Annotated in this window: 15 protein-coding genes; 13 read left to right on the top strand and 2 right to left on the bottom strand. The window is 72.3% G+C overall.

Annotated elements, in window-relative coordinates; translation table 11 throughout:
* Positions 1 to 69: 69 nt before the first annotated feature.
* Positions 70 to 1,710, bottom strand: coding sequence for a penicillin-binding transpeptidase domain-containing protein (locus OG624_RS17445; RefSeq protein WP_033226702.1), 1,641 nt, complete (start codon positions 1,708 to 1,710; stop codon positions 70 to 72).
* Positions 1,711 to 1,863: 153 nt separating this feature from the next.
* Between OG624_RS17445 and OG624_RS17440 the strand changes: the two genes are divergently transcribed.
* A complete protein-coding gene (locus tag OG624_RS17440; RefSeq protein WP_371639569.1) occupies positions 1,864 to 2,613 on the top strand; it encodes a DUF6193 family natural product biosynthesis protein in 750 nt (249 codons plus the stop codon).
* Positions 2,614 to 2,773: 160 nt separating this feature from the next.
* Positions 2,774 to 3,037 (top strand): hypothetical protein, encoded by a 264-nt coding sequence (locus OG624_RS17435; protein WP_161290348.1) that lies wholly within the window; start codon positions 2,774 to 2,776, stop codon positions 3,035 to 3,037.
* A gap of 54 nt (positions 3,038 to 3,091) precedes the next feature.
* Here OG624_RS17435 and OG624_RS17430 read toward each other — a convergent pair whose 3' ends face one another.
* Positions 3,092 to 4,861, bottom strand: coding sequence for a dolichyl-phosphate-mannose--protein mannosyltransferase (locus OG624_RS17430; RefSeq protein WP_371639568.1), 1,770 nt, complete (start codon positions 4,859 to 4,861; stop codon positions 3,092 to 3,094).
* A gap of 142 nt (positions 4,862 to 5,003) precedes the next feature.
* On the opposite strand from OG624_RS17430, the gene rsmI reads away from it, so the two are divergent.
* From rsmI to OG624_RS17375, 11 genes are all read left to right on the top strand, one after another.
* A complete protein-coding gene (rsmI, locus tag OG624_RS17425; protein ID WP_371640857.1) occupies positions 5,004 to 5,861 on the top strand; it encodes a 16S rRNA (cytidine(1402)-2'-O)-methyltransferase in 858 nt (285 codons plus the stop codon).
* A 160-nt stretch (positions 5,862 to 6,021) separates the two neighbouring features.
* On the top strand, positions 6,022 to 6,516 hold the full coding sequence (locus OG624_RS17420; protein WP_033226557.1) for a hypothetical protein: 495 nt from the start codon (positions 6,022 to 6,024) through the stop codon (positions 6,514 to 6,516).
* 10 nt (positions 6,517 to 6,526) lie between these two features.
* Positions 6,527 to 7,417, top strand: a complete 891-nt coding sequence (locus OG624_RS17415; RefSeq protein WP_033226556.1) for a TatD family hydrolase — start codon at positions 6,527 to 6,529, stop codon at positions 7,415 to 7,417.
* Between the two features lie 319 nt (positions 7,418 to 7,736).
* Positions 7,737 to 9,035, top strand: a complete 1,299-nt coding sequence (locus tag OG624_RS17410; RefSeq protein WP_266445368.1) for a ubiquitin-like domain-containing protein — start codon at positions 7,737 to 7,739, stop codon at positions 9,033 to 9,035.
* 29 nt (positions 9,036 to 9,064) lie between these two features.
* Positions 9,065 to 9,985, top strand: a complete 921-nt coding sequence (gene rsmA / locus OG624_RS17405; protein WP_030717038.1) for a 16S rRNA (adenine(1518)-N(6)/adenine(1519)-N(6))-dimethyltransferase RsmA — start codon at positions 9,065 to 9,067, stop codon at positions 9,983 to 9,985.
* Positions 9,982 to 10,908, top strand: a complete 927-nt coding sequence (locus tag OG624_RS17400) for a 4-(cytidine 5'-diphospho)-2-C-methyl-D-erythritol kinase (RefSeq protein ID WP_051763985.1) — start codon at positions 9,982 to 9,984, stop codon at positions 10,906 to 10,908. Before rsmA ends, OG624_RS17400 begins: the two co-directional genes overlap by 4 nt.
* Before the next feature lie 336 nt (positions 10,909 to 11,244).
* Positions 11,245 to 12,573: an acyltransferase family protein gene (locus OG624_RS17395; RefSeq protein ID WP_371639567.1), complete on the top strand. Its 1,329-nt coding sequence runs from the start codon at positions 11,245 to 11,247 to the stop codon at positions 12,571 to 12,573.
* A 28-nt stretch (positions 12,574 to 12,601) separates the two neighbouring features.
* The gene (locus tag OG624_RS17390) at positions 12,602 to 14,404 is read left to right on the top strand and encodes an ABC-F family ATP-binding cassette domain-containing protein (RefSeq protein WP_033226554.1); all 1,803 of its coding nucleotides are present in this window, start codon (positions 12,602 to 12,604) and stop codon (positions 14,402 to 14,404) included.
* Between the two features lie 126 nt (positions 14,405 to 14,530).
* Entirely contained in the window at positions 14,531 to 16,141 is a 1,611-nt protein-coding gene (locus OG624_RS17385; RefSeq protein ID WP_371639566.1) for an outer membrane protein assembly factor BamB family protein, read from the top strand.
* A gap of 251 nt (positions 16,142 to 16,392) precedes the next feature.
* Positions 16,393 to 18,021, top strand: a complete 1,629-nt coding sequence (locus OG624_RS17380; protein WP_158711985.1) for an outer membrane protein assembly factor BamB family protein — start codon at positions 16,393 to 16,395, stop codon at positions 18,019 to 18,021.
* A 43-nt stretch (positions 18,022 to 18,064) separates the two neighbouring features.
* The gene (locus OG624_RS17375) at positions 18,065 to 19,789 is read left to right on the top strand and encodes an outer membrane protein assembly factor BamB family protein (protein ID WP_033226553.1); all 1,725 of its coding nucleotides are present in this window, start codon (positions 18,065 to 18,067) and stop codon (positions 19,787 to 19,789) included.
* Positions 19,790 to 19,871: the final 82 nt, after the last annotated feature.

Genomic DNA, 19,871 nt, shown 5'->3' with positions numbered 1-19,871 from the left:
GCCCGGGCCGGTCGCTCCGGCCCGGTCGGGTCCTGGCCGGTCGCGTCGCCGACACCCGGTCGGCCCCCGTCAGCCCGCGTTCAGCACCTGGGCGACGATCGGGCCCGCCGCCTCGCCGCCGTGGCCGCCGCCCTCCACCATCGCGGCCGCGGCCACATCACCGCTGAAGCCGGTGAACCAGCTGTCAGGGCTCTCCCCGGCCCCGCCGACCTCCGCCGAGCCGGTCTTGGCGCCCTTGTCCGAGCCGCGGACCGAGGCCATCGCCTTCTGGGCGGTGCCGCTGGTGGCCGTCAGCTTCATCATGCCGACCAGTTGCTGCTGCACCGAGGACTTCATCCTGCGCTCGGCCGTCGCGAGCTTGCGGCCGTCGAGCTCCGGCGAGACCAGCACCGGCTGGCGGAAGACGCCGGTGCGGGCCGTGGCGGTGATGGACGCGACGTTCAGCGGGTTCATGGTGATCTGGCCCTGGCCGATGTACTCGGCGGCCGCCGCCGCGCCCGTGGCCGGCGGGACCTTGCCGTCGGTGGACAGGATGCCGGTCTTCCAGTCCAGGCCGATGCCGAAGACCTCCGTGGCCTCGTTCGGCAGCGCGGAGTCGTCGTCGACGGGCTTGATCTGCTTGATGAAGGCGGTGTTGCAGGAACGCGCGAACGAGGTCGCGAAGTTGGTGCCGGGCGGCAGATCGAAGTGGTCCAGGTTGTGGAACTCGCGACCCCAGGTCACCGTCTTCTCGCACGGCGCCGGCTTGTCAGCGGAGACCAGGCCGCGGTCCAGCAGCATCGCCGCCGTCACGATCTTCATCGTGGATCCGGGCGCCCGGTTGCCCCGCATCGCCGCGTTGAAGCCGTCCTTGCGGTTGTTCGCGACGGCCAGGATGTGCCCGTTGCTCGGCTGCACGGCGACCACCGATGCCTCCGGGAACTTGGCGACCGCCTGCTCGGCCGCCGCCTGCACCTTCGCGTCCAGGTACGTCTTGAGGGTGCTCGGCTCGCCCTCGACGAGGGTCAGCAAGGTCCGCTTGGGGGCGTCCTTGGCGGCCGGCTCGATCCACAGCTCGGCCCCCGGCTTGCCGCCCGCCTTGCTGCCGTAGCTCTGGCGCAGCTCGTCCAGGACCTGGCGCAGCGAGGGGTACTTCTCCGCGGTCAGCTCCTCGCCGTTGCGGTCGACCGCCTTGACCGGCGGGTTCGCCGGAGCGCCCGCGCGCAGCTTCTCGTCCTTCTGGAGCTGCGGGTGGATCACCGAGGGCTGCCAGTCGACCAGCGGCTTTCCGCTGGTCAGCCCGCGTACCACGGTCAGCTGGGAGTCGTAGGCGAGCGGCTTGGTCGTGCCCTCGTACGTGATCTCCGCCTCGACCTTGAACGGCACGACGGTGCCGTTCGGCGTGCCGGGGGTGATCACGGCCTTCGACACGTACGACTTGGTCCTGAAGTCCCCGACCGCGGCCTGCGCGGCCGCGGCGTTGTTCGTCAGGTCGGCGGCCACCCGCTCGTCCCCGGCCGCCCACGCGGCCAGGAAGGCCTTGGCGGTCTTCGCGGCGTCCTTCTCGCTGACCGGCCCGCTGCCCTTCTCGGCCTGGACGGAGGTCTCGCCGTCCGGGCCCTTGCCTTCTCCGTCGGCGTCGCCGACCAGCGTGTACACCCCGTACCCGGCGCCGCCGACCAGGGCGAGGAACACCCCGCCGATGACGGCACCCTTCGCTGCCCCGTTCACTTGAGTCCTTCCCCCATGAATACGGCTCTCTGAACATGTTCAAAGAACCCTTGGTGCGGACTTTACTCTGTGCAGCCTTCCGGTACGTCGTTGTTACCGGACCGGGACATCCGGGGGGAGCCCCGGCCCGCGGGCCGGGCACAATCGGGAGCTGTGTCCACACCCCACGATCCCGCCGCCCTCTACCCCGACGTCGCGGCCCACGGCAGCCTCGCCGCGGCGCTCCGAGCCGCCGCGGACGGCCACCTCGAAGCCGTCCCCGCGGCCTCGCCCGACTCCCTCCTGCTGTACGGGAGCGTCGCGAGCACACTGCCGCACCGCGAGCCGCTGCGGATCGACGCCTCGACACGCGAGCGGTGCTGGTCGATCCGCGGCGGGGAGCCGTTCCAGGGCATGTGCCTCGTCGACGGGGACACGGACGACCTGGCCCAGGTCGCCAGGGCGGCCCGGGCCTGGCAGGACGGCGAATCCCTCGACGACATCCGGCGGGCGGCCCCGTTCGCGCACCTGACGGGCCGCTTCGAGGTGCCCGACCTCGACCCCGTCCGCCTGGTGGAATCGGAGTGGCAGGGCATGCTCCGGGAGGCGCGCGAGCTGGAGTACGCCTGGCAGGCGCAGTACCAGGCCCTGGTCGAGGCGGCCTACGCCGAGCCGGCCCTGCGCGCCCTCTACCCGTTCACGAGCCACTGGACGCTGCGCTTCTCCTCCACCACCCGCCCGAGCCTGACGCTCGGCAGTCCGTGCCTGAGCGCCGGCGGCGACGGCACCTACGGGGTGGGCACCGGCTTCATCACCCCGAACCTCGGCGTGTTCCCCACGGCGCCCGAGGCCGCGGCGCGGGCCGTGCGCCATCTGCCGACCGACTTCGGACCGGTCACGCTCGGCCGGCCGCTCAAGGCCTGACGTGCATGCCCCGGTGCCGTGTTCTAGCGTCGGAAGGGCGAGGGTGACCGTTGCGCCGAGCCGGTCGCCCACCGGAGTGCCCGCTCCGCACCGCCGCCCCCGCCCGCGGTCCGGCGCGTCGGCGGACCGCGTGACCCACCGAGAGAGCAGGTGCATCCGCATGCGTCCGTCGACTCGTATCCCCGGCATCCTGGCAGGCCTCGCCCTCGTCCTCGGCGGCGCCGTCGTCGCCGCCCCGTCCGCCCACGCGGACGTCAAGGCGTGCGAGCAGTACGTCGCCCAGCACGCCCCGAAGGCCACGGACGGCGCCGGGGAGGCGTGCTACCAGGGGTACATCGGCAACCTGACCAGCTGCAACGCCAGCCTGGTCGCGGTCGGCGCGAGCAAGGACGCCGCGCAATCCGCCTGCGAGGCGTCCCGGTAACGGCGAAAAACGAGGGCCCCGACGCCGTCCGGCATCGGGGCCCTCGTTTCGCTGCTAGACCCAGGTGTCCAGCCACATGCGGCCGCGCCAGGAGTCCATGGGCAGGGTCTGGCCCGTGTAGATCGGCCAGAAGTAGATGAAGTTCCAGGCGATCAGCAGGACCAGGACGCCCGCGCCGATCGCGCCCAGCGCCCGGCGGCGTTCGCTCGATCCGGCCGGGCCCAGCAGGGCTCCGATCATCATCGCCACCGCCAGACACAGGTACGGGACGAAGACCACCGCGTAGAAGTAGAAGATCGTCCGTTCCTGGTAGTTGAACCAGGGCAGCAGACCCGCACCCAGCGCGCACGCGATCGCGCCCGCCCGCCAGTCACGGCGGAAGAACCACCGCCACAGCAGGTACAGCAGCGCGAAGCAGCCCGCCCACCACAGCAGCGGGGTGCCCAGGGCCAGCACCTCGCGGGCGCACTTGCCCGCCGCGGTCGCCGGGCAGCCGTCGGTGCCGGGTTCGGGGGACTCGTAGAAGTAGGAGACGGGCCGACCCAGGACCAGCCAGCTCCACGGGTTGGACTCGTAGGTGTGCCCCGAGGTCAGGCCCACGTGGAAGCTGTAGACCTCGGTCTCGTAGTGCCACAGGCTGCGCAGCCACTCCGGCAGGAAGCTCAGCGAACTGCCCTGGTCGTACTTGGCCGCCCAGTCGCGCAGATAGCCGCCCTTGCCGTTGTCCGGGCTGAGGATCCAGCCCGACCACGAGGCCAGGTACGTGGCGATCGCGACCGGGACGGTGGACACGAAGGCGGGCAGCGCGTCGCGCCGCAGCATCGAGGCGTACGGGGCCCCCGCGCCCGCGGTGCGGCGCGCGGCGGCGTCCCACAGCACGGTGAGGACACCGAAGAAGGCGAGGATGACGAAGCCGTTCCACTTCGTGCCCGCGGCCAGACCCAGGCAGACGCCCGCCAGGATCCGGTACGGCCGCCATCCCAGCCGCAGCGTCTCGGCGATCTTCGCGTCGGGCCGGGTCCGGCCCTCCTCGTCCACCGGCAACGCGTCCGCGAGCCGGGCTCTGGCCCGGTCGCGGTCGATGAGCAGGGCCCCGAAGGCTGCGAGCACGAAGAACATCAGCACCAGGTCCAGCAGCGCCGTCCGGCTCATCACCAGGTGCAGGCCGTCCACCGCCAGCAGCGCGCCCGCCAGGCAGCCCAGGAAGGTCGAGCGGAAGAGGCGGCGCCCGATCCGGCACAGCATGAACACCGACAGGGTGCCGAGCACGGCGGTCATGAACCGCCAGCCGAAGGGCGTGAACCCGAACATCCACTCGCCGGCCCCAATCACCCATTTGCCGACCGGCGGGTGCACGACGTAGCCCGGATCGGTCGGGAGGGCGACCCCGTCCGGGTTGGCGAGGATCGAGGCGTCGATGTCCTTGGGCCAGCTCGCCTCGTAGCCCTGGCGGATCGTGGCCCAGGCGTCCTTGGCGTAGTACGTCTCGTCGAATATCACCGCCTTGGGGCTGCCCAGGTGCACGAACCGCAGCACCCCGGCCACCAGCGCCACCAGCAGCGGCCCCACCCACGAGACGATCAGCTGCCAGGTCCCCCACACCTGCGGTGGCAGGCCGAAGGTCATCCACAGTTGCTTGGACGGCTTGGCGTACGGGGGCACCAGGCGGGTGCGGACGTCCGCGCGCGCGGAAGCGGCGGCGGGCGGCACGTAGCCGAAGCCGCGCAGTCGGCGCAGCCAGGTGGGCGGCTCGTCCTCGCGTCCCGCCGTTGAGGCGGGCGGGGCCCCCGCGGGGCTGGGCGGTGGCGTCGCGGTACTGGTCACCGGCACATCGTAGGGAAGAGATCTGTGTGCGCCACCAGCGGCGTGGGGCGGCGAGGCACGGGGCTGAGAGGATGGGCGGGTGACGACTGACCAGCCCCGCGGTACCGAGCCCACCACCACCACCGCCGCCCCGGCCGAGGGCCTGATGGGCACGCTCGTGCTCGCCGGCACCCCCATCGGCGATCTCGCGGACGCCCCGCCGCGACTGGCGACCGAGCTGGAGCGGGCCGATGTGATCGCCGCCGAGGACACCCGGCGGCTGCGCCGGCTGACCCAGGGGCTCGGCGTGCACACCACCGGGCGCGTCCTGTCGTACTTCGAGGGCAACGAGTCGGCGCGCACCCCGGAACTGGTCGAGGCCCTGACCGGCGGCGCGCGCGTCCTGCTGGTGACCGACGCGGGCATGCCCTCGGTCTCCGACCCCGGCTACCGGCTGGTCGCCGCCGCCGTGGAGAAGGACATCAAGGTCACCGCCGTCCCCGGGCCGTCCGCGGTGCTCACCGCGCTCGCCATGTCCGGGCTGCCGGTGGACCGGTTCTGCTTCGAGGGATTCCTGCCGCGCAAGGCGGGGGAGCGCCTGAGCCGACTGCGCGAGGTCGAGGGCGAGCGGCGCACGCTCGTCTACTTCGAGGCCCCGCACCGGCTCGACGACACCCTGGCCGCGATGGCCGAGGTCTTCGGAGCCGACCGGCGGGCCGCCGTCTGCCGCGAACTGACCAAGACCTACGAGGAGGTCAAGCGCGGCGGGCTCGGCGAGCTCGCGGCCTGGGCCGCCGAGGGCGTGCGCGGGGAGATCACCGTCGTGGTCGAGGGCGCCCCGGCCGCGGTGCTCGGTGATGTGGACGACGAGGAGCTGGTGCGCCGGGTACGGGTGCGCGAGGAGGCGGGGGAGCGGCGCAAGGAGGCCATCGCGGCGGTCGCGGCCGAGATCGGCGTACCCAAGCGCGAGGTGTTCGACGCGGTCGTCGCGGCAAAGAACGCGGCACAAAAGATGCCGTAGGCAGGTAAAGGGCTAGCCTGAAGAGCAAAGCTCAGACCGCGCAACGGGCACTTTCGGAATGAGTCGCCCAAGGACCGTCCAACAGTAGACAGGGCCTGATGCGCTCCCGCCCGTCGAGGCGTCCACTGGCAATGGCACCAGTGGAACAAGAGGAGCTGGCATGAGTGAGATCGCAGACACCCCGGTACCCGTCCCCGCCGCAGTCCCTGTCGCTGTGACCGCTTCCGACGTGCACACCGTGCACGAGGCCTACTCCTTCGCGTGCATGAGGTGCGGGTACGGCTGGGAGCAGGCGTACGCGATCGAGCACCACGTCGACGCCAAGGGCGAGCCGTTCATCATGTACAAGGTCGACGGCGAGCGGGTGCCCTCCCCCCTGTCCAACCCGACCTGCCTGAACTGCGGCGGACACGTCGTACGGATCATGCGGGCCGGACAGGTCTCCTCGGTGATGGGGATGATCGACCACATCTACCACCACCAGATCGCTCCCGGGATCGCCGGACCCGTACCGGCCGGGGCGAACGTCCCCCGGCAGCCGAAGCCGCGCAGGTCCGCCCGGTCGCACGCCTCGCCGGGGCCGGTGGCCGTCGACCCGACCGAGGAGCGCCGGGGCCCGCTCTCCCGTCTGAAGGGGCTCTTCCGCCGGTCATAAGATCGGCCGTATGAGCACACGCGTGGAGAAGACGCAGCCCAAGGACGCACCGCCGCCGCTGCCCGAACCCCTTCGGGTGGCGGTCGCGGACTCGCACACCCACCTCGACATGCAGGCGGGGACCGTCGAGGAGGGCCTCGCGAAGGCCGCCTCGGTGGGCGTGACCACCGTCGTCCAGGTGGGCTGCGACGTGAAGGGCTCCCGGTGGGCCGCCGAGACCGCGGCCGCGTACGCGAACGTCCACGCGGCCGTCGCCCTCCACCCCAACGAAGCCCCGCGCATCGTCCACGGCGATCCGGACGGCTGGTCGCGACAGGGCGCCCGGTCCGGGGGAGGCGAGGCCGCGCTCGACGAGGCGCTCGCCGAGATCGAGGCGCTGGCCGCGCTCGACCACGTCAAGGCGGTCGGCGAGACCGGCCTGGACCACTTCCGCACCGGGCCCGAGGGCATGGCCGCGCAGGAGCGTTCCTTCCGCGCGCACATCGAGATCGCCAAGCGGCAGGGCAAGGCGCTGGTCATCCACGACCGGGACGCCCACGCGGACGTGCTGCGCGTCCTGCGTGAGGAGGGCGCCCCCGAGCGCACCGTCTTCCACTGCTACTCCGGGGACGCCGACATGGCCCGCGAGTGCGCCGCCGCCGGGTACTACATGTCCTTCGCCGGGACCGTCACCTTCAAGAACGCCCAGCCGCTGCGCGAGGCCCTCGCCGTGGCCCCGCTGGAGCTGGTGCTCGTCGAGACGGACGCGCCCTACCTCACCCCGGCGCCGTACCGAGGACGGCCCAACGCGCCGTACCTCATTCCGCTGACGGTCCGGGCGATGGCCGCGGTCCGCGGTATCGACGAGGACGCGATGGCCACGGCGCTGGCGGCCAACACGGCCCGCGCCTTCGGCTACTGATCCTCCACCCGATCCGACACGCTGAGTAGTCGATCCGCTTTGGAGCGTGACGATTCCTCCGCTAGGGTGCCGTGCCCGCACCAGAGGGTGCCGGATCACCAGTGGAGCGAGCGTCGTGAGCGATACGCAGGGCAGTCACCGCCGTGGCGGTCCCCTCCCCGAGGCGTACGAGGCCCAGCCCTTGGCCCCCTCCTCGGCGCAGTCCTCGGTCCGGGCGGCCGGTACGGGTGATCCCGGGCCCGCGGCCTGGGACCCGGAGCCGGCGCTCCCGGCCCCGGAGGTCCCGGCCCCGCGCGGCGGGCGCCGTCGCCGGCCCGGGATGTCACCGGTCGAACTGGCCGAGGCCGACACCCTGGTCGCCGCGCCCGTGGCGCCCGGCTCGGGCCGCCGCCGAGCCGTCGCCCCCGCGGCCGCCACACCCACCCTCGCTCCGGCACCCGCGCCCGCCCCGCACGCCCCCGCACCGGCGGGGGCGGTGCCCGGCCGCCGCCGGGCCCGGGGCCGCGCCACCCCCGTCGAGACCCTCGGCGGGAACTGGCGGCGGATCGTGCCGCAGGCCCTCGTCGTCGCCTTCCTCGCGGGCGGCACCACGGCGTTCGTCGCCGCCGACAAGGCCGTACGGCTCACCGTGGACGGGGTCCCGCGCAACCTTCACACCTTCGCCGACGACATCGGCGAACTGCTCGCCGCCGAAGGCCTCGGCGTCGGCCCCCACGACCTCGTCGCCCCCGCCCCCGGCGAACGCCTCACCGACGGCGAGGAGATCGTCGTCCGCTACGGCCGCCCCCTGCGCCTGACCCTCGACGGACAGCAACGCCAGGTGTGGACCACCGCCCGCACCGTCGAGGGCGCCCTGCGCCAGTTCGGCATCCGCGCCGAGGGCGCCTACCTCTCCGCCCCCCGCACCGCCCCCGTCCCCCGTACGGGCCTGGCCCTCAGCGTCCGCACCGAACGCAGCGTCACCTTCATGGCCGACGGCCGCGAACGCACCATCCGCACCAACGCCGCCACCGTCCAGGAAGCCCTCGACCAGGCCGGCATCACCCTCCAGGGCCAGGACACCACCTCCGTACCGCCCACCGACTTCCCGCGCGACGGCCAGACCGTCACCGTGCTCCGCATCACCGGCACCCGCGAGGTCCGCGAGGAGCGCATCCCCTACGCGACCGAGGAGGTCGAGGACCCCACCCTGTTCGCCGGCACCGAGGTCGTCGAGCGCGCCGGCCGCCCCGGGGCGCGCAGGGTCACGTACAGCCTGCGCACCGTCAACGGGGTCCGGCAGAAGCCCCGGCCCATCGCCGACGAGGTCGTCCGCGAGCCCGTCACCCAGCTGGTCAAGGTCGGCACCAAGGCGCTGCCGAGTTCCGTCTCCGGGGCCGACGGCCTCAACTGGGCGGCTCTCGCCCAGTGCGAGTCCGGCGGCCGCCCCGCCGCCACCGACGCCTCCGGCACCTACGGCGGGCTGTACCAGTTCGACGTCCGCACCTGGCAGGGCCTCGGCGGCAGCGGCCGCCCGCAGGACGCCTCGGGCGCGGAACAGACGTACCGGGCGAAGAAGCTCTACGTGCAGCGGGGGGCGAGTCCGTGGCCGCACTGCGGCCGCAGGCTCACGTCGTAGCGGGCGCGGCGATCTGAGACGCTTTACCGGTGAGCACCGCAGAGCAGCAGCCCGAGAACACCGAGAACACCTCCCCCGCCGCGCCCGACGCCCTCCTCGGCCCGGCCGACATCAGGGAGCTGGCCGCCGCCCTCGGCGTACGCCCGACGAAGCAGAAGGGGCAGAACTTCGTCATCGACGCCAACACGGTCCGCCGGATCGTGCGCACCGCCGAGGTCCGCCCGGACGACGTCGTCGTCGAGGTCGGCCCGGGACTCGGCTCGTTGACGCTCGCGCTGCTGGAGGCCGCGGACCGGGTCGTCGCCGTCGAGATCGACGACATCCTGGCCGCCGCCCTGCCCGCCACCATCGAGGCCCGGATGCCCGCGAAGAAGGACCGCTTCGCGCTGGTCCACTCCGACGCGATGCTCGTGACCGAACTGCCCGGCCCGGCGCCGACCGCACTCGTCGCGAACCTGCCGTACAACGTGGCCGTTCCCGTCCTGCTCACCATGCTCGACCGGTTCCCGACCATCGAGCGCACGCTGGTGATGGTGCAGGCGGAGGTCGCCGACCGGCTGGCCGCCGAGCCCGGCAACAAGGTCTACGGGGTGCCCTCCGTCAAGGCCAACTGGTACGCCCACGTCAAGCGGGCCGGAGCCATCGGCCGCAAGGTCTTCTGGCCCGCCCCGAACGTCGACTCCGGTCTCGTCTCGCTGGTGCGCCGCACCGAACCCATCAAGACCACCGCCACCAAGGCCGAGGTCTTCGCGGTCGTCGACGCCGCCTTCGCGCAGCGCCGCAAGACGCTGCGCGCCGCGCTGGCCGGCTGGGCCGGCTCGGCGGCGGGCGCGGAGGCCGCGCTGGTCGCCGCCGGTGTCTCGCCGCAGGCCCGCGGGGAGTCCCTGACGGTCGAGGAGTTCGCGGCGATCGCCGAGCACAAGCCCGCGGCGGAGAGGCCCGCACTGTGAGCACGCCCCGCACGCCCGGCACGCCCGTGACCGTACGGGTCCCCGCCAAGGTCAACGTCCAGCTGGCGGTGGGCGCGGCCCGCCCCGACGGCTTCCACGACCTGGCGAACGTCTTCCTCGCCGTGTCGCTGTTCGACGAGGTGACGGCCACCCCGGCCGACACCCTGACCGTCACCTGCGAAGGTCCGGACGCCGACCAGGTCCCCCTGGACCGCACCAACCTCGCGGCGCGCGCCGCCGAGATCCTCGCCGCCCGGGCCGGGCTCGAACCCGCCGTCCACCTGCACATCGCGAAGAACATCCCGGTCGCGGGCGGCATGGCGGGCGGCAGCGCCGACGGCGCGGCGGCCCTGCTGGCCTGCGACACCCTGTGGGGCCTGAACACCCCGCTCGCCGAACTCCTCGACATCTGCGCGGAGCTCGGCAGCGACGTCCCCTTCAGCCTCGTCGGCGGGGCCGCCCTCGGCACCGGCCGGGGTGAACTGCTCACGCCGGTCGGGGCGGGGACGTTCCACTGGGTGTTCGCGGTCGCCGACGGCGGGCTGTCCACCCCGGCGGTGTTCCGCGAGTTCGACCGCCTCGCCGAGGCCGCCGGTACGGAGATCCCCGAGCCGCAGGCCTCGCCGGCGCTGCTGGCGGCGCTCGCCTCGGGCGACGCGGACGCGCTGGGAGCGGCGCTGGCCAACGGCCTCCAGGCGGCGGCGTTGTCGCTGCGGCCGTCGCTGGGCGCGACGCTGGCCGCGGGCATGGACGGTGGTGCGCTCGCCGCGCTGGTCTCCGGCTCGGGGCCGACGACGGCGTTCCTCGTCGCGGACGAGGAGGCTGCCGCCAAGGTCGCGGCGGCGCTCGAAGCCTCGGGCACCTGCCGAGCCACGCGCGTGGCGTCCAGCCCGGCGTCCGGTGCGACGGTCCTGCCGTCCTGACCCCGCGGGCCTGTTGCCGGGGGCGCTGCCCCCGGACCCCCGCGCCTCGAACGCCGGCGAGGCTGAATGTGCGCTTCGCTCCGCCTCGCACGCCGGAGGGCGGAGATTTCAGCCTCGCCGGCGTTTGAGGCGCGGGGTCCGGGGCGGAGCCCCGGGGACGGCCCGAGCCGGTTCTCTTTCCTGCGGGCCGGTTGCCGGGGGCGCTGCCCCCGGACCCCCGCGCCTCAAACGCCGGCGAGGCTGAAACAGCGGGGCGGAGCCCCGGGGTGGTACTCAGGGCTGAGTTGAGTATCCGCGCCCTGTCGGGAGACACCCGGCAGGGGCGACCGTGGGCCCATGACAGCCACCGCCCGCGCCATGGCCGAGGCCACCCCCGCCGACCGTGACCGGTACGTCGACCTGCTGCGCGTCGCCTCGCTCGGCACCGTCATCGCCGGGCACTGGCTGATGGCCGCCGTCAGCGGCGACGGCATAGGGAATCTGCTCGCCCTCGTGCCCGCCCTCCAGGTGCTCACCTGGGGGCTGCAGATCATGCCCGTCTTCTTCTTCGTCGGCGGGTTCTCGCACGCCCTGTCCTACCGTTCCCTGGCCCGCCGTACCGACGGGCCCGTCTACGCCGCCTTCCTGCGCGCCCGGCTCCAGCGGCTGCTGCGCCCCACCCTCGTCTTCGTCCTGGTGTGGGCCGCGGTCGCGCTCGCCGTGCAGCTCGCCGGGCACGGCGGCGGAACACTGACCGGGGCAGCGCTGCGGCTCGTCACGCAGCCGCTGTGGTTCATCGGGATCTACCTCGCCATGGTCGCCTTCACCCCGCCGCTGCTGAAGCTGCACGAGCGCCACGGCTGGGCCGCCTTCGCGGCACTGGCCGGGGCGGCCGCGCTGGTCGACGTACTGCGCTTCGCGCTCGGGGTCCCCTACGTGGAGTTCCTGAACTTCGCCTTCGTCTGGCTCGCCGTCCACCAGCTCGGCTTCCTGCGCGCCGACGGCCGCATCCGCCGGCCCGCCCTCCTCGCCGCCGCGGGACTCGCCGGCGCCGCCCTGCTGGTGGCGTACGGCCCGTACCCGCTGTCCATGGTCGGGATGCCCGGCGAGAAGGTCTCCAACATGGCCCCGCCCACCCTGGCCCTGCTCTGCCACGGCCTGTGGCTCGTCGGCGCCGTCCAGCTGGCGGCCGGGCCCGCCACCGCGTGGCTGCGCCGCCCGCGCGTCTGGCGCGGGGTGGTCGCGGCCAACGGCCTCGCCATGACCGCCTTCCTGTGGCACCTGACCGCGATGCTCGGCGTGTACGCCGCCCAGCTCGCCCTCGGCCTCGATCTGCCGGCCCCCGCCACGGCCGCCTGGTGGGCGCAGGTCCCGGTACGGATGCTCGCCGCGGCCGCGCTGACGGGGGTCCTCGTCGCACTGTTCCGCCGCTTCGAGACGCCCCGGCCGAGCGCGCCCGCCCCCGCCCGGAGCACCGGCGGCCCCGTCGCCGCCCTCGGGATCACCCTGTGCCTGCTCGGCATCCTGGGCCTGTCCATGACCGGACTCGGCGGGCTGCTCGACGGGCACAGCGCCACGCTGATCGCCCTGCCCGTCACCGCGCCGGCCGCGATCGCGATGGCACTGGGCGGCTGGTATCTCGTAGAACGGTCTGCCCCGGCCCGGAGGGTTAGGCTGAGGGGCTGATCCACACCCTTTCCCTGGAGCGCGTCTGATGGCCGTCAATCTGGTCAATGTCGAGGCAGTCAGCAAGGTGTACGGCACACGTACCCTGCTGGACGGCATCTCCCTCGGCGTGTCCGAGGGGGACCGGATCGGCGTGGTCGGCCGCAACGGCGACGGCAAGACCACCCTCATCCGGATGCTCGCCAAGCTGGAGGAGCCCGACACCGGCCGGGTCACCCAGTCCGGCGGCCTGCAGATGGGCGTCCTCACCCAGCACGACTCCCTCGACCCCCGGGCGACCGTCCGCCACGAGATCATCGGGGACATGGCCGACCACGAGTGGGCCGGCAACGCCAAGATCCGTGACGTCCTCACCGGACTCTTCGGCGGCCTCGACCTGCCCGGCTTCGGCCAGGGCCTCGACACCGTCATCGGCCCGCTCTCCGGTGGCGAGCGCCGCCGGATCGCCCTCGCCAAGCTCCTCATCGCCGACCAGGACCTCCTGATCCTCGACGAGCCCACCAACCACCTCGACGTCGAGGGCATCTCCTGGCTGGCCAAGCACCTCCAGGAGCGCCGCTCCGCGCTCGTCTGCGTCACCCACGACCGCTGGTTCCTCGACCAGGTCTGCACCCGCATGTGGGACGTGCAGCGCGGTGACGTGCACGAGTACGAGGGTGGCTACAGCGACTACGTCTTCGCCCGCGCCGAGCGCGACCGCATCGCCGCGACGGAGGAGTCCAAGCGGCAGAACCTGATGCGCAAGGAGCTGGCCTGGCTGCGCCGCGGCGCCCCCGCCCGGACCTCCAAGCCCCGCTACCGCATCGAGGCGGCCAACGAGCTGATCGCCGACGTGCCGCCGCCGCGCGACACCAGCGAGCTGATGCGGTTCGCCAACGCCCGCCTCGGCAAGACGGTCTTCGACCTCGAAGGCGTCAGCGTCCACGCCGGCCCGAAGGAACTGCTCAAGCACCTCACCTGGCACCTGGGCCCCGGCGACCGCGTCGGCCTCGTCGGCGTCAACGGCGCCGGCAAGACCTCCCTGCTGCGCGCCCTCGCCGAGGCGGCCCGCACCCAGGGCGAGGTCCAGCCCGCCGCCGGCAAGATCATCGTCGGTAAGACCGTCAAGCTGGCCTACCTCTCCCAGGAGGTCGGCGAACTCGACCCGTCCCTGCGCGTCCTGGAGGCCGTCCAGCGCGTCCGTGACCGCGTCGACCTCGGCAAGGGCCGCGAGATGACGGCGGGCCAGCTCTGCGAGCAGTTCGGCTTCACCAAGGAGAAGCAGTGGACGCCCGTCGGCGACCTCTCCGGTGGTGAGCGCCGCCGCCTGCAGATCCTGCGCCTGCTGATGGACGAGCCCAACGTCCTGTTCCTCGACGAGCCCACCAACGACCTCGACATCGAGACCCTGACCCAGCTGGAGGACCTCCTCGACGGCTGGCCCGGCTCGATGATCGTCATCTCCCACGACCGCTTCTTCATCGAGCGCACCACCGACACGGTGATGGCGCTGCTCGGCGACGCGAGTCTGCGGATGCTGCCGCGCGGCCTGGACGAGTACCTGGAGCGCCGGCAGCGGATGATCGAGGCGGCCGCTCCCGCGCCCGCCCCGTCCACCGGCGCCGCCAAGTCCACCGCCTCGGGGGACTCGCGCGCCGCGAAGAAGGAACTCCAGAAGATCGAGCGGCAGCTGAACAAGCTGTCCGACCGTGAGGGCAACCTGCACGCCCAGATCGCCGAGAACTCCACCGACTACGACAAGGTGGCCAAGCTCGACGCGGAGCTGCGCGAACTCCTCTCGGACCGCGACGACTTGGAGATGCGCTGGCTGGAACTGGCCGAGGAGGCCTGAGCGGAGCCCGAGCGGAACCGGGCCGGTCACTCCCCGGGAACAGGAGTGGACCGGCCCGAGGCGGGGGCACCGGCAGTGGTAGAAAGGTCATCTTCTCCGACCTCCTGATGCCGAAAGCGTGCGCTGATGACCGAGCTGCCCCAGCCGCCGAACCAGTCGCCGACGCCTTCCGGTTACGGACACCTGCCGGGTCCGCCGCAGCAGGGTCACGGATTCCCGCCGCAGGGTGAGAACCCGTACGCCCAGCAGCCCGCGTACCCGCCGCAGCCGCCCACCGTGCGGCAACAGCCGGTCGGTCCGGGCGGATCCGGTCCGGGGAAGGCGCCGAAGAAGAAGCTGACGCTGCTGATCGCGGCGGCCGTGGCCGCCGCTCTCGTCCTCGGCGGCGTGGGCTACGTGGCCTTCTCCGGCGAGGACAAGGAGTCGAAGCCGGTCGCGCAGGAGTCCACCGGCGCCAAGCCCTCCGGCTCGCCGTCCGTGGACAAGGGCGACGGCAACGGGAACGGCGACGGCGGGCAGGTGGACCTGAACTCCGGCCGCAAGCAGGGCGAGGACAAGGCCCTCTGGCTCAAGACCGCCAAGATAGAGGGCCCCGGCATGGGCGTCGAAGCCGCCGGTCAGTGGATCGTCGGTGACACCGTCGTCAAGAGCCTCTGGAGGAACCTCACCGGGTACGCGGTCACCGACGGCAAGGAGAAGTGGACACTCCCCTTCCCCGCTCAGATCTGTTCCGTCGCCCCGCAGACCACGGCCGAGGGCAGGACGGTCGTCATGTACCGCGACGGCGACGGGGAGAACACCTCCTGCACCGAGCTGAGGGTGGTCGACCTCAAGACCGGCAAGGAGATCTGGTCGAAGACGGTGCCCAGTGAGGGGGTCTTCGACATCTTCACCAGCCCCACCCTGTCCATGCTCGGGGACACCGTCACCGTCAGCCGCAGCGGCACCGCCAGCGCCTTCAAGATCAGCAATGGTGACAAGCTCTTCGCCACCCCGCCGGGCGACGGCTGCAACCCGGACTCCTACGAGGCCGGCAACGGCAGGATGATCGCCCTCGCCACCTGCTCGGACGAGGACTCCACCGCCGAGGTCCACGGGATCGACCCCGTCACCGGCGCGAAGGCCTGGGCCTACCGGCTCCCCGCGAAGTTCAAGGTCACCAGCATCTACTCGGTGAACCCGACCGTCATCGACATCGGCGACGAGAAGACGAAGCAGCGCTCCATCGTGGTCCTGGGACCCGACGGGAAGCAGACCGCCACCCTCGCCGGTGAGGGCGCCGGCATCGCCGCCGACTGCGGCGGCACCAGCCTCTTCCGGTCCCTGGTGACCTGCCCCTCGGCCGTCGTCGACGCGAACACCCTCTACCTGCCCACCGCGGTGGCCACCGGCAAGAAGACCAACGCGATCGTCGCCTTCGACCTCACCACCGGCAAGGAGAAGTGGCGTGTCCCGGCCGGGGACAAGCGCACGCTCACCCTGCTCAAGGCCCTGGACGGCCGAATCATCGCCTACCGGAAGGCCGAGGAGGAGCAGGGCGGCGAGGTCCTCTCCGTCGAGGCCGCCGGCGGCACCCCGACCGCGCTTCTGCGCCACCCCTCGGGCCCCGCCGCCCCGATCGAGCGGACCTTCACCCTCCCGAAGCTGGACTACGTGGACGGACGGTTCTTCATCTCCTCCACCCGCCTGCGGGCCCAGGGCCAGGACGAGAAGCTCCTGATGGTCTTCGGCAAGTGAGGACCCGTCGGGCCCGGCGCGATCGGGCTCGGCGAACTCCTCCCGGGCCGCCAGGATTTGGTGGCGCACCCGGGCGGGAGGCGCGGGGAGGCCTGGATTCCGCCGGTCCTCGGGGGCAACTGGCCGGATAACGGCGGCGTCACGGGCCGGTCCTCCCTTGGGAACAGGGGGCGGACCGGCCCGATGTATGAGCGCTGTCAGTGATAGAAAGGTCATCCTCCCCGACCTTCCCGATGCGAAAGCGTGCGCTGATGACCGAGCTGCCCCAGCCGCCGAACCAGCCACCGAACCAGCCGCCGACGCCTTCCGGGTACGGGCATCTGCCGGGTCCGCCGCAGCAGGGTTACGGATTCCCGCCGCCGGCCGAGAATCCGTACGCGCAGCAGCCCGGATATCCGCCGCAGCCGCCCACCGTGTCGCAGCAGCCGGTGGGTCCCGGTGGGCCCGGCTCTGGCCCGGGCATGGCGCCGAAGAAGAAGCGGACGCTGCTGATCGCCGCGTCGGTGGCCGCCGTCCTCGTCCTCGGTGGTGTGGGCTACGTGGCCTTCTCCGGCGAGGACAAGGACCCGAAGCCGGTCGCGCAGGAGCCCACCGACGCCAAGCCCTCCGGCTCGCCGTCCGTGGACAAGGGCGACGGCAACGGGACCGGCAACGGCAGCGACATCCCGACCGACCTCAACGCGGGCCGCAAGCCGGGCGAGGACAAGGCGCTCTGGCTGAACACGGTCAAGATGGAGGGCCCGGGAGCCGGTATCCCGGCCAAGGGCCTGTGGGTCGTCGGCGACACCGTCGTCAAGACCGTCGACAAGTCCGTCATCGGCTACGGGGTGGGCGACGGCAAGGAGAAGTGGAAGATCGACCTCCGCACGGAGATCTGCGGACTCACCGGTCAGACCAGCCCCGACGGCCGGACCGTCATGGTCGTCAAGAACGCCGACGGCTCCAACTGCAACCAGATGAAGCTCATCGACCTCAAGGCCGGCAAGGAGGGCTGGACGAAGGAGCTCGCCATGGAGGGGCTGTTCAAGACCGCCGCCTCCACCACGGTCTCCCTCGACGGCGACACCTTCGCCCTCGCCTGGATGGGGGGCCAGAGCGCCCACCGCCTGAGCACCGGCGACAAGCTCTTCTCCGACGCGGGCCCCGACGGCTGCAAGCCCATGACCTACGCCGCGGGCAACAACAAGATGATCGCCGTGGCCCTCTGCATGGACGCCGACCGGACCATCGAGATCCAGGACGCCGACCTGACCACCGGCAAGAAGACCTGGAGCTACCGCCTGCCCAAGGGCTACCAGGTCAACGCGGTCTACTCCGTCAGCCCCACCGTCATCGACGCCGGCAACCGCGACACCAAGGAGCGGGCCATCCTCGTCCTCGACGAGAAGGGGCAGAAGCGCAACACGCTCTCCGGTGACGGAAACTTCCTGGTCAACTGCGGTGGTTCCAGCTCCAGCGACGGCCTCCAGAACTGCGGGAAGTCCGCGGTCGACGGGGACACCGTCTACCTCTCCGCAGGGGACAGGTCCACCGGCAGCGAGATCGTCGCCTTCGACCTCGGCACGGGCAAGGTCAAATGGCGCGCCAAAGCCGGTGACAAGAAGGTCCTCGCCCCGCTCGAGGCCGCGAACGGCCGGCTGACCGCCTATCGCGCCAACGCCGGCGTCGCCGACGAGCCCGGCGAGATCGTCTCGTTCCCGGCCGGCGGAGGAGAGCCCACGACGCTGCTGAAACTCCCCTCGGGCACCTCCGCACGGATCGAAGCCTCCTTCCTGACTTCCCAGAGCGCCGCCTACGCGGACGGGCGGCTCTTCCTCTCCGTCACCCGGCTGGCGGGCGACAACAAGGACGAGAAGCTCCTGATGGCCTTCGGCAAGTGACAACGCGTCCAACGACCCGCCCACCGAGAGGCAACAGCAACCGATGAGTATCCCGCCGCCCCCCAGCCAGCCGCCGTCCGGCGGCTTCGGAGCCCCGCAGGACCCGCCGCCCGGCGGATTCGGCGCGCCCGTGCCGCCGCCCGGACCGGCCGCGCCGCAGGCCGGGCCCCCACAGCAGCAGCCGGCCGGGCAGCCCGCGTACGGGTACCCGCAGACCGGCCCCGGCTACGGCTACCCGCAGCAGCCCGGCAACCCGCCGCCGTTCGGCGCCCCGGGCGCCCCCGGCGCGCCCATGGCCGCCCCGCAGTCCCCGGCCCCGGCCGCGGGCTCCGGCAACGCCAAGCGCACCCAGCTGGCGATCGTCGGCGCGGCCTTCCTGGCCTGCGTCCTCATCGTCGGCGGCGGCCTCTGGTACACCTCCGGCGACAGCGGCGGCGGGGACAAGGCCGACAGCAACCCGAGCGCCTCCCCGGGCAACGACAAGCCCGGGGACTACGTGCCCGGCACCGAGAAGGCGCCCGGCAACCCGAAGTCCAAGCCGCTCCTCAACCAGCCGAGCCCGGTGCCGGGCGATGTCGCCAGCGTCGCCGGCTCCTGGGTGACCGAGACCACCTACATCAAGTCCGACCTGTCGAAGGTCGTCGGCTACAACCTCGTCGACGGCGGCAAGAAGTGGGAGCTGCCCCTGCCCGGCGAGCTCTGCGGCGCCACCAAGCACGTCAGCGAGAAGAAGGCGGCGGTCCTCTTCAAGGCCACCCAGCCGACTCCCGAGAACAAGTACGTCCAGTGCACCGAGGTCGGCGTCATCGACCTGGAGAGCGGCAAGCTGCTCTGGTCCGGCAACGCCAAGAGCGCCACCGGCGGTGACAAGCCCGTCACGTTCAACACCATCACCCTCAGCGGCCAGACAGTCGCCGCGGCCGGCATCTCCGCAGGCGGCGCCGCCTGGAACCTCGCCGACGGCAAGTCCCTGTGGCTGCCCAAGGTCGACGGCGAGAGCTGCCGCGACGTGGGCTACGGCGGCGGCGAGGCCCTCGCCGCCATCCGCAAGTGCGGCCAGAGCCCCAACTACACGCTGTACGGGCAGCTCCTCGACCCGGCCACGGGCGCGCCCACCGTCTCCTACAAGCTCTCCCCGGGCATCGAGGACGCGTACATCGTCTCCACCAAGCCCCTGATCGTGGGGGCCGACGTCGGCAAGACCGCGAAGAACGCCACGGGCGTCAGCGACCTCTTCGTCGTCGACCCCAAGGGCGAGCTGAAGGCCCGTATCCCGCTCGCCTCCGGAGACTTCGGCGCCAGGTGCAGCTCCGAGGTCGAACGGTGCATGAACATGGTGGTCGGCAACGGCCGGATCTACCTGCCGTCGTACGAGCACCAGGGCCAGGCCTCCAGCTCCCGCACCAACGAGCTGCTCTCCTTCGACCTGGAGACCGGCAAGCAGACCACCGACCGCGCCGACGCGGGCGAGCGGTACACGATCTTCCCGCTGCGCATGGACGGGTCGAACATCATCGCCTACAAGCGGCCCCCGTACGACAAGGGCGGTCAGATCGTCAGCATCGACAGCAGGACGATGAAGGAAACCCTCCTCATGGAGAACCCGGCGGACAAGGCGAGCCAGCGCGCCGAGACCGGCTTCTCGCCCGAGTACTCCGAGTACCGCTACCACAACGGGAAGTTCTTCATCTCCCGCACGATGGTCAGCAAGCCCTACTCGGACAAGGCGGACCCGGAGTACCTCTTCGTCTCCTTCTCCGCGAGCTGACGCACACCGCGCCCGGTTCGCACCACGCCACGGAAGCCCCCGAACGGTCCGCACCGATCGGGGGCTTCTGCGCGGTATCCCC

Source organism: Streptomyces virginiae (assembly GCF_041432505.1).
Taxonomy (GTDB): domain Bacteria; phylum Actinomycetota; class Actinomycetes; order Streptomycetales; family Streptomycetaceae; genus Streptomyces; species Streptomyces virginiae_A.
This window is presented reverse-complemented; position numbering and strand designations above follow the sequence as displayed.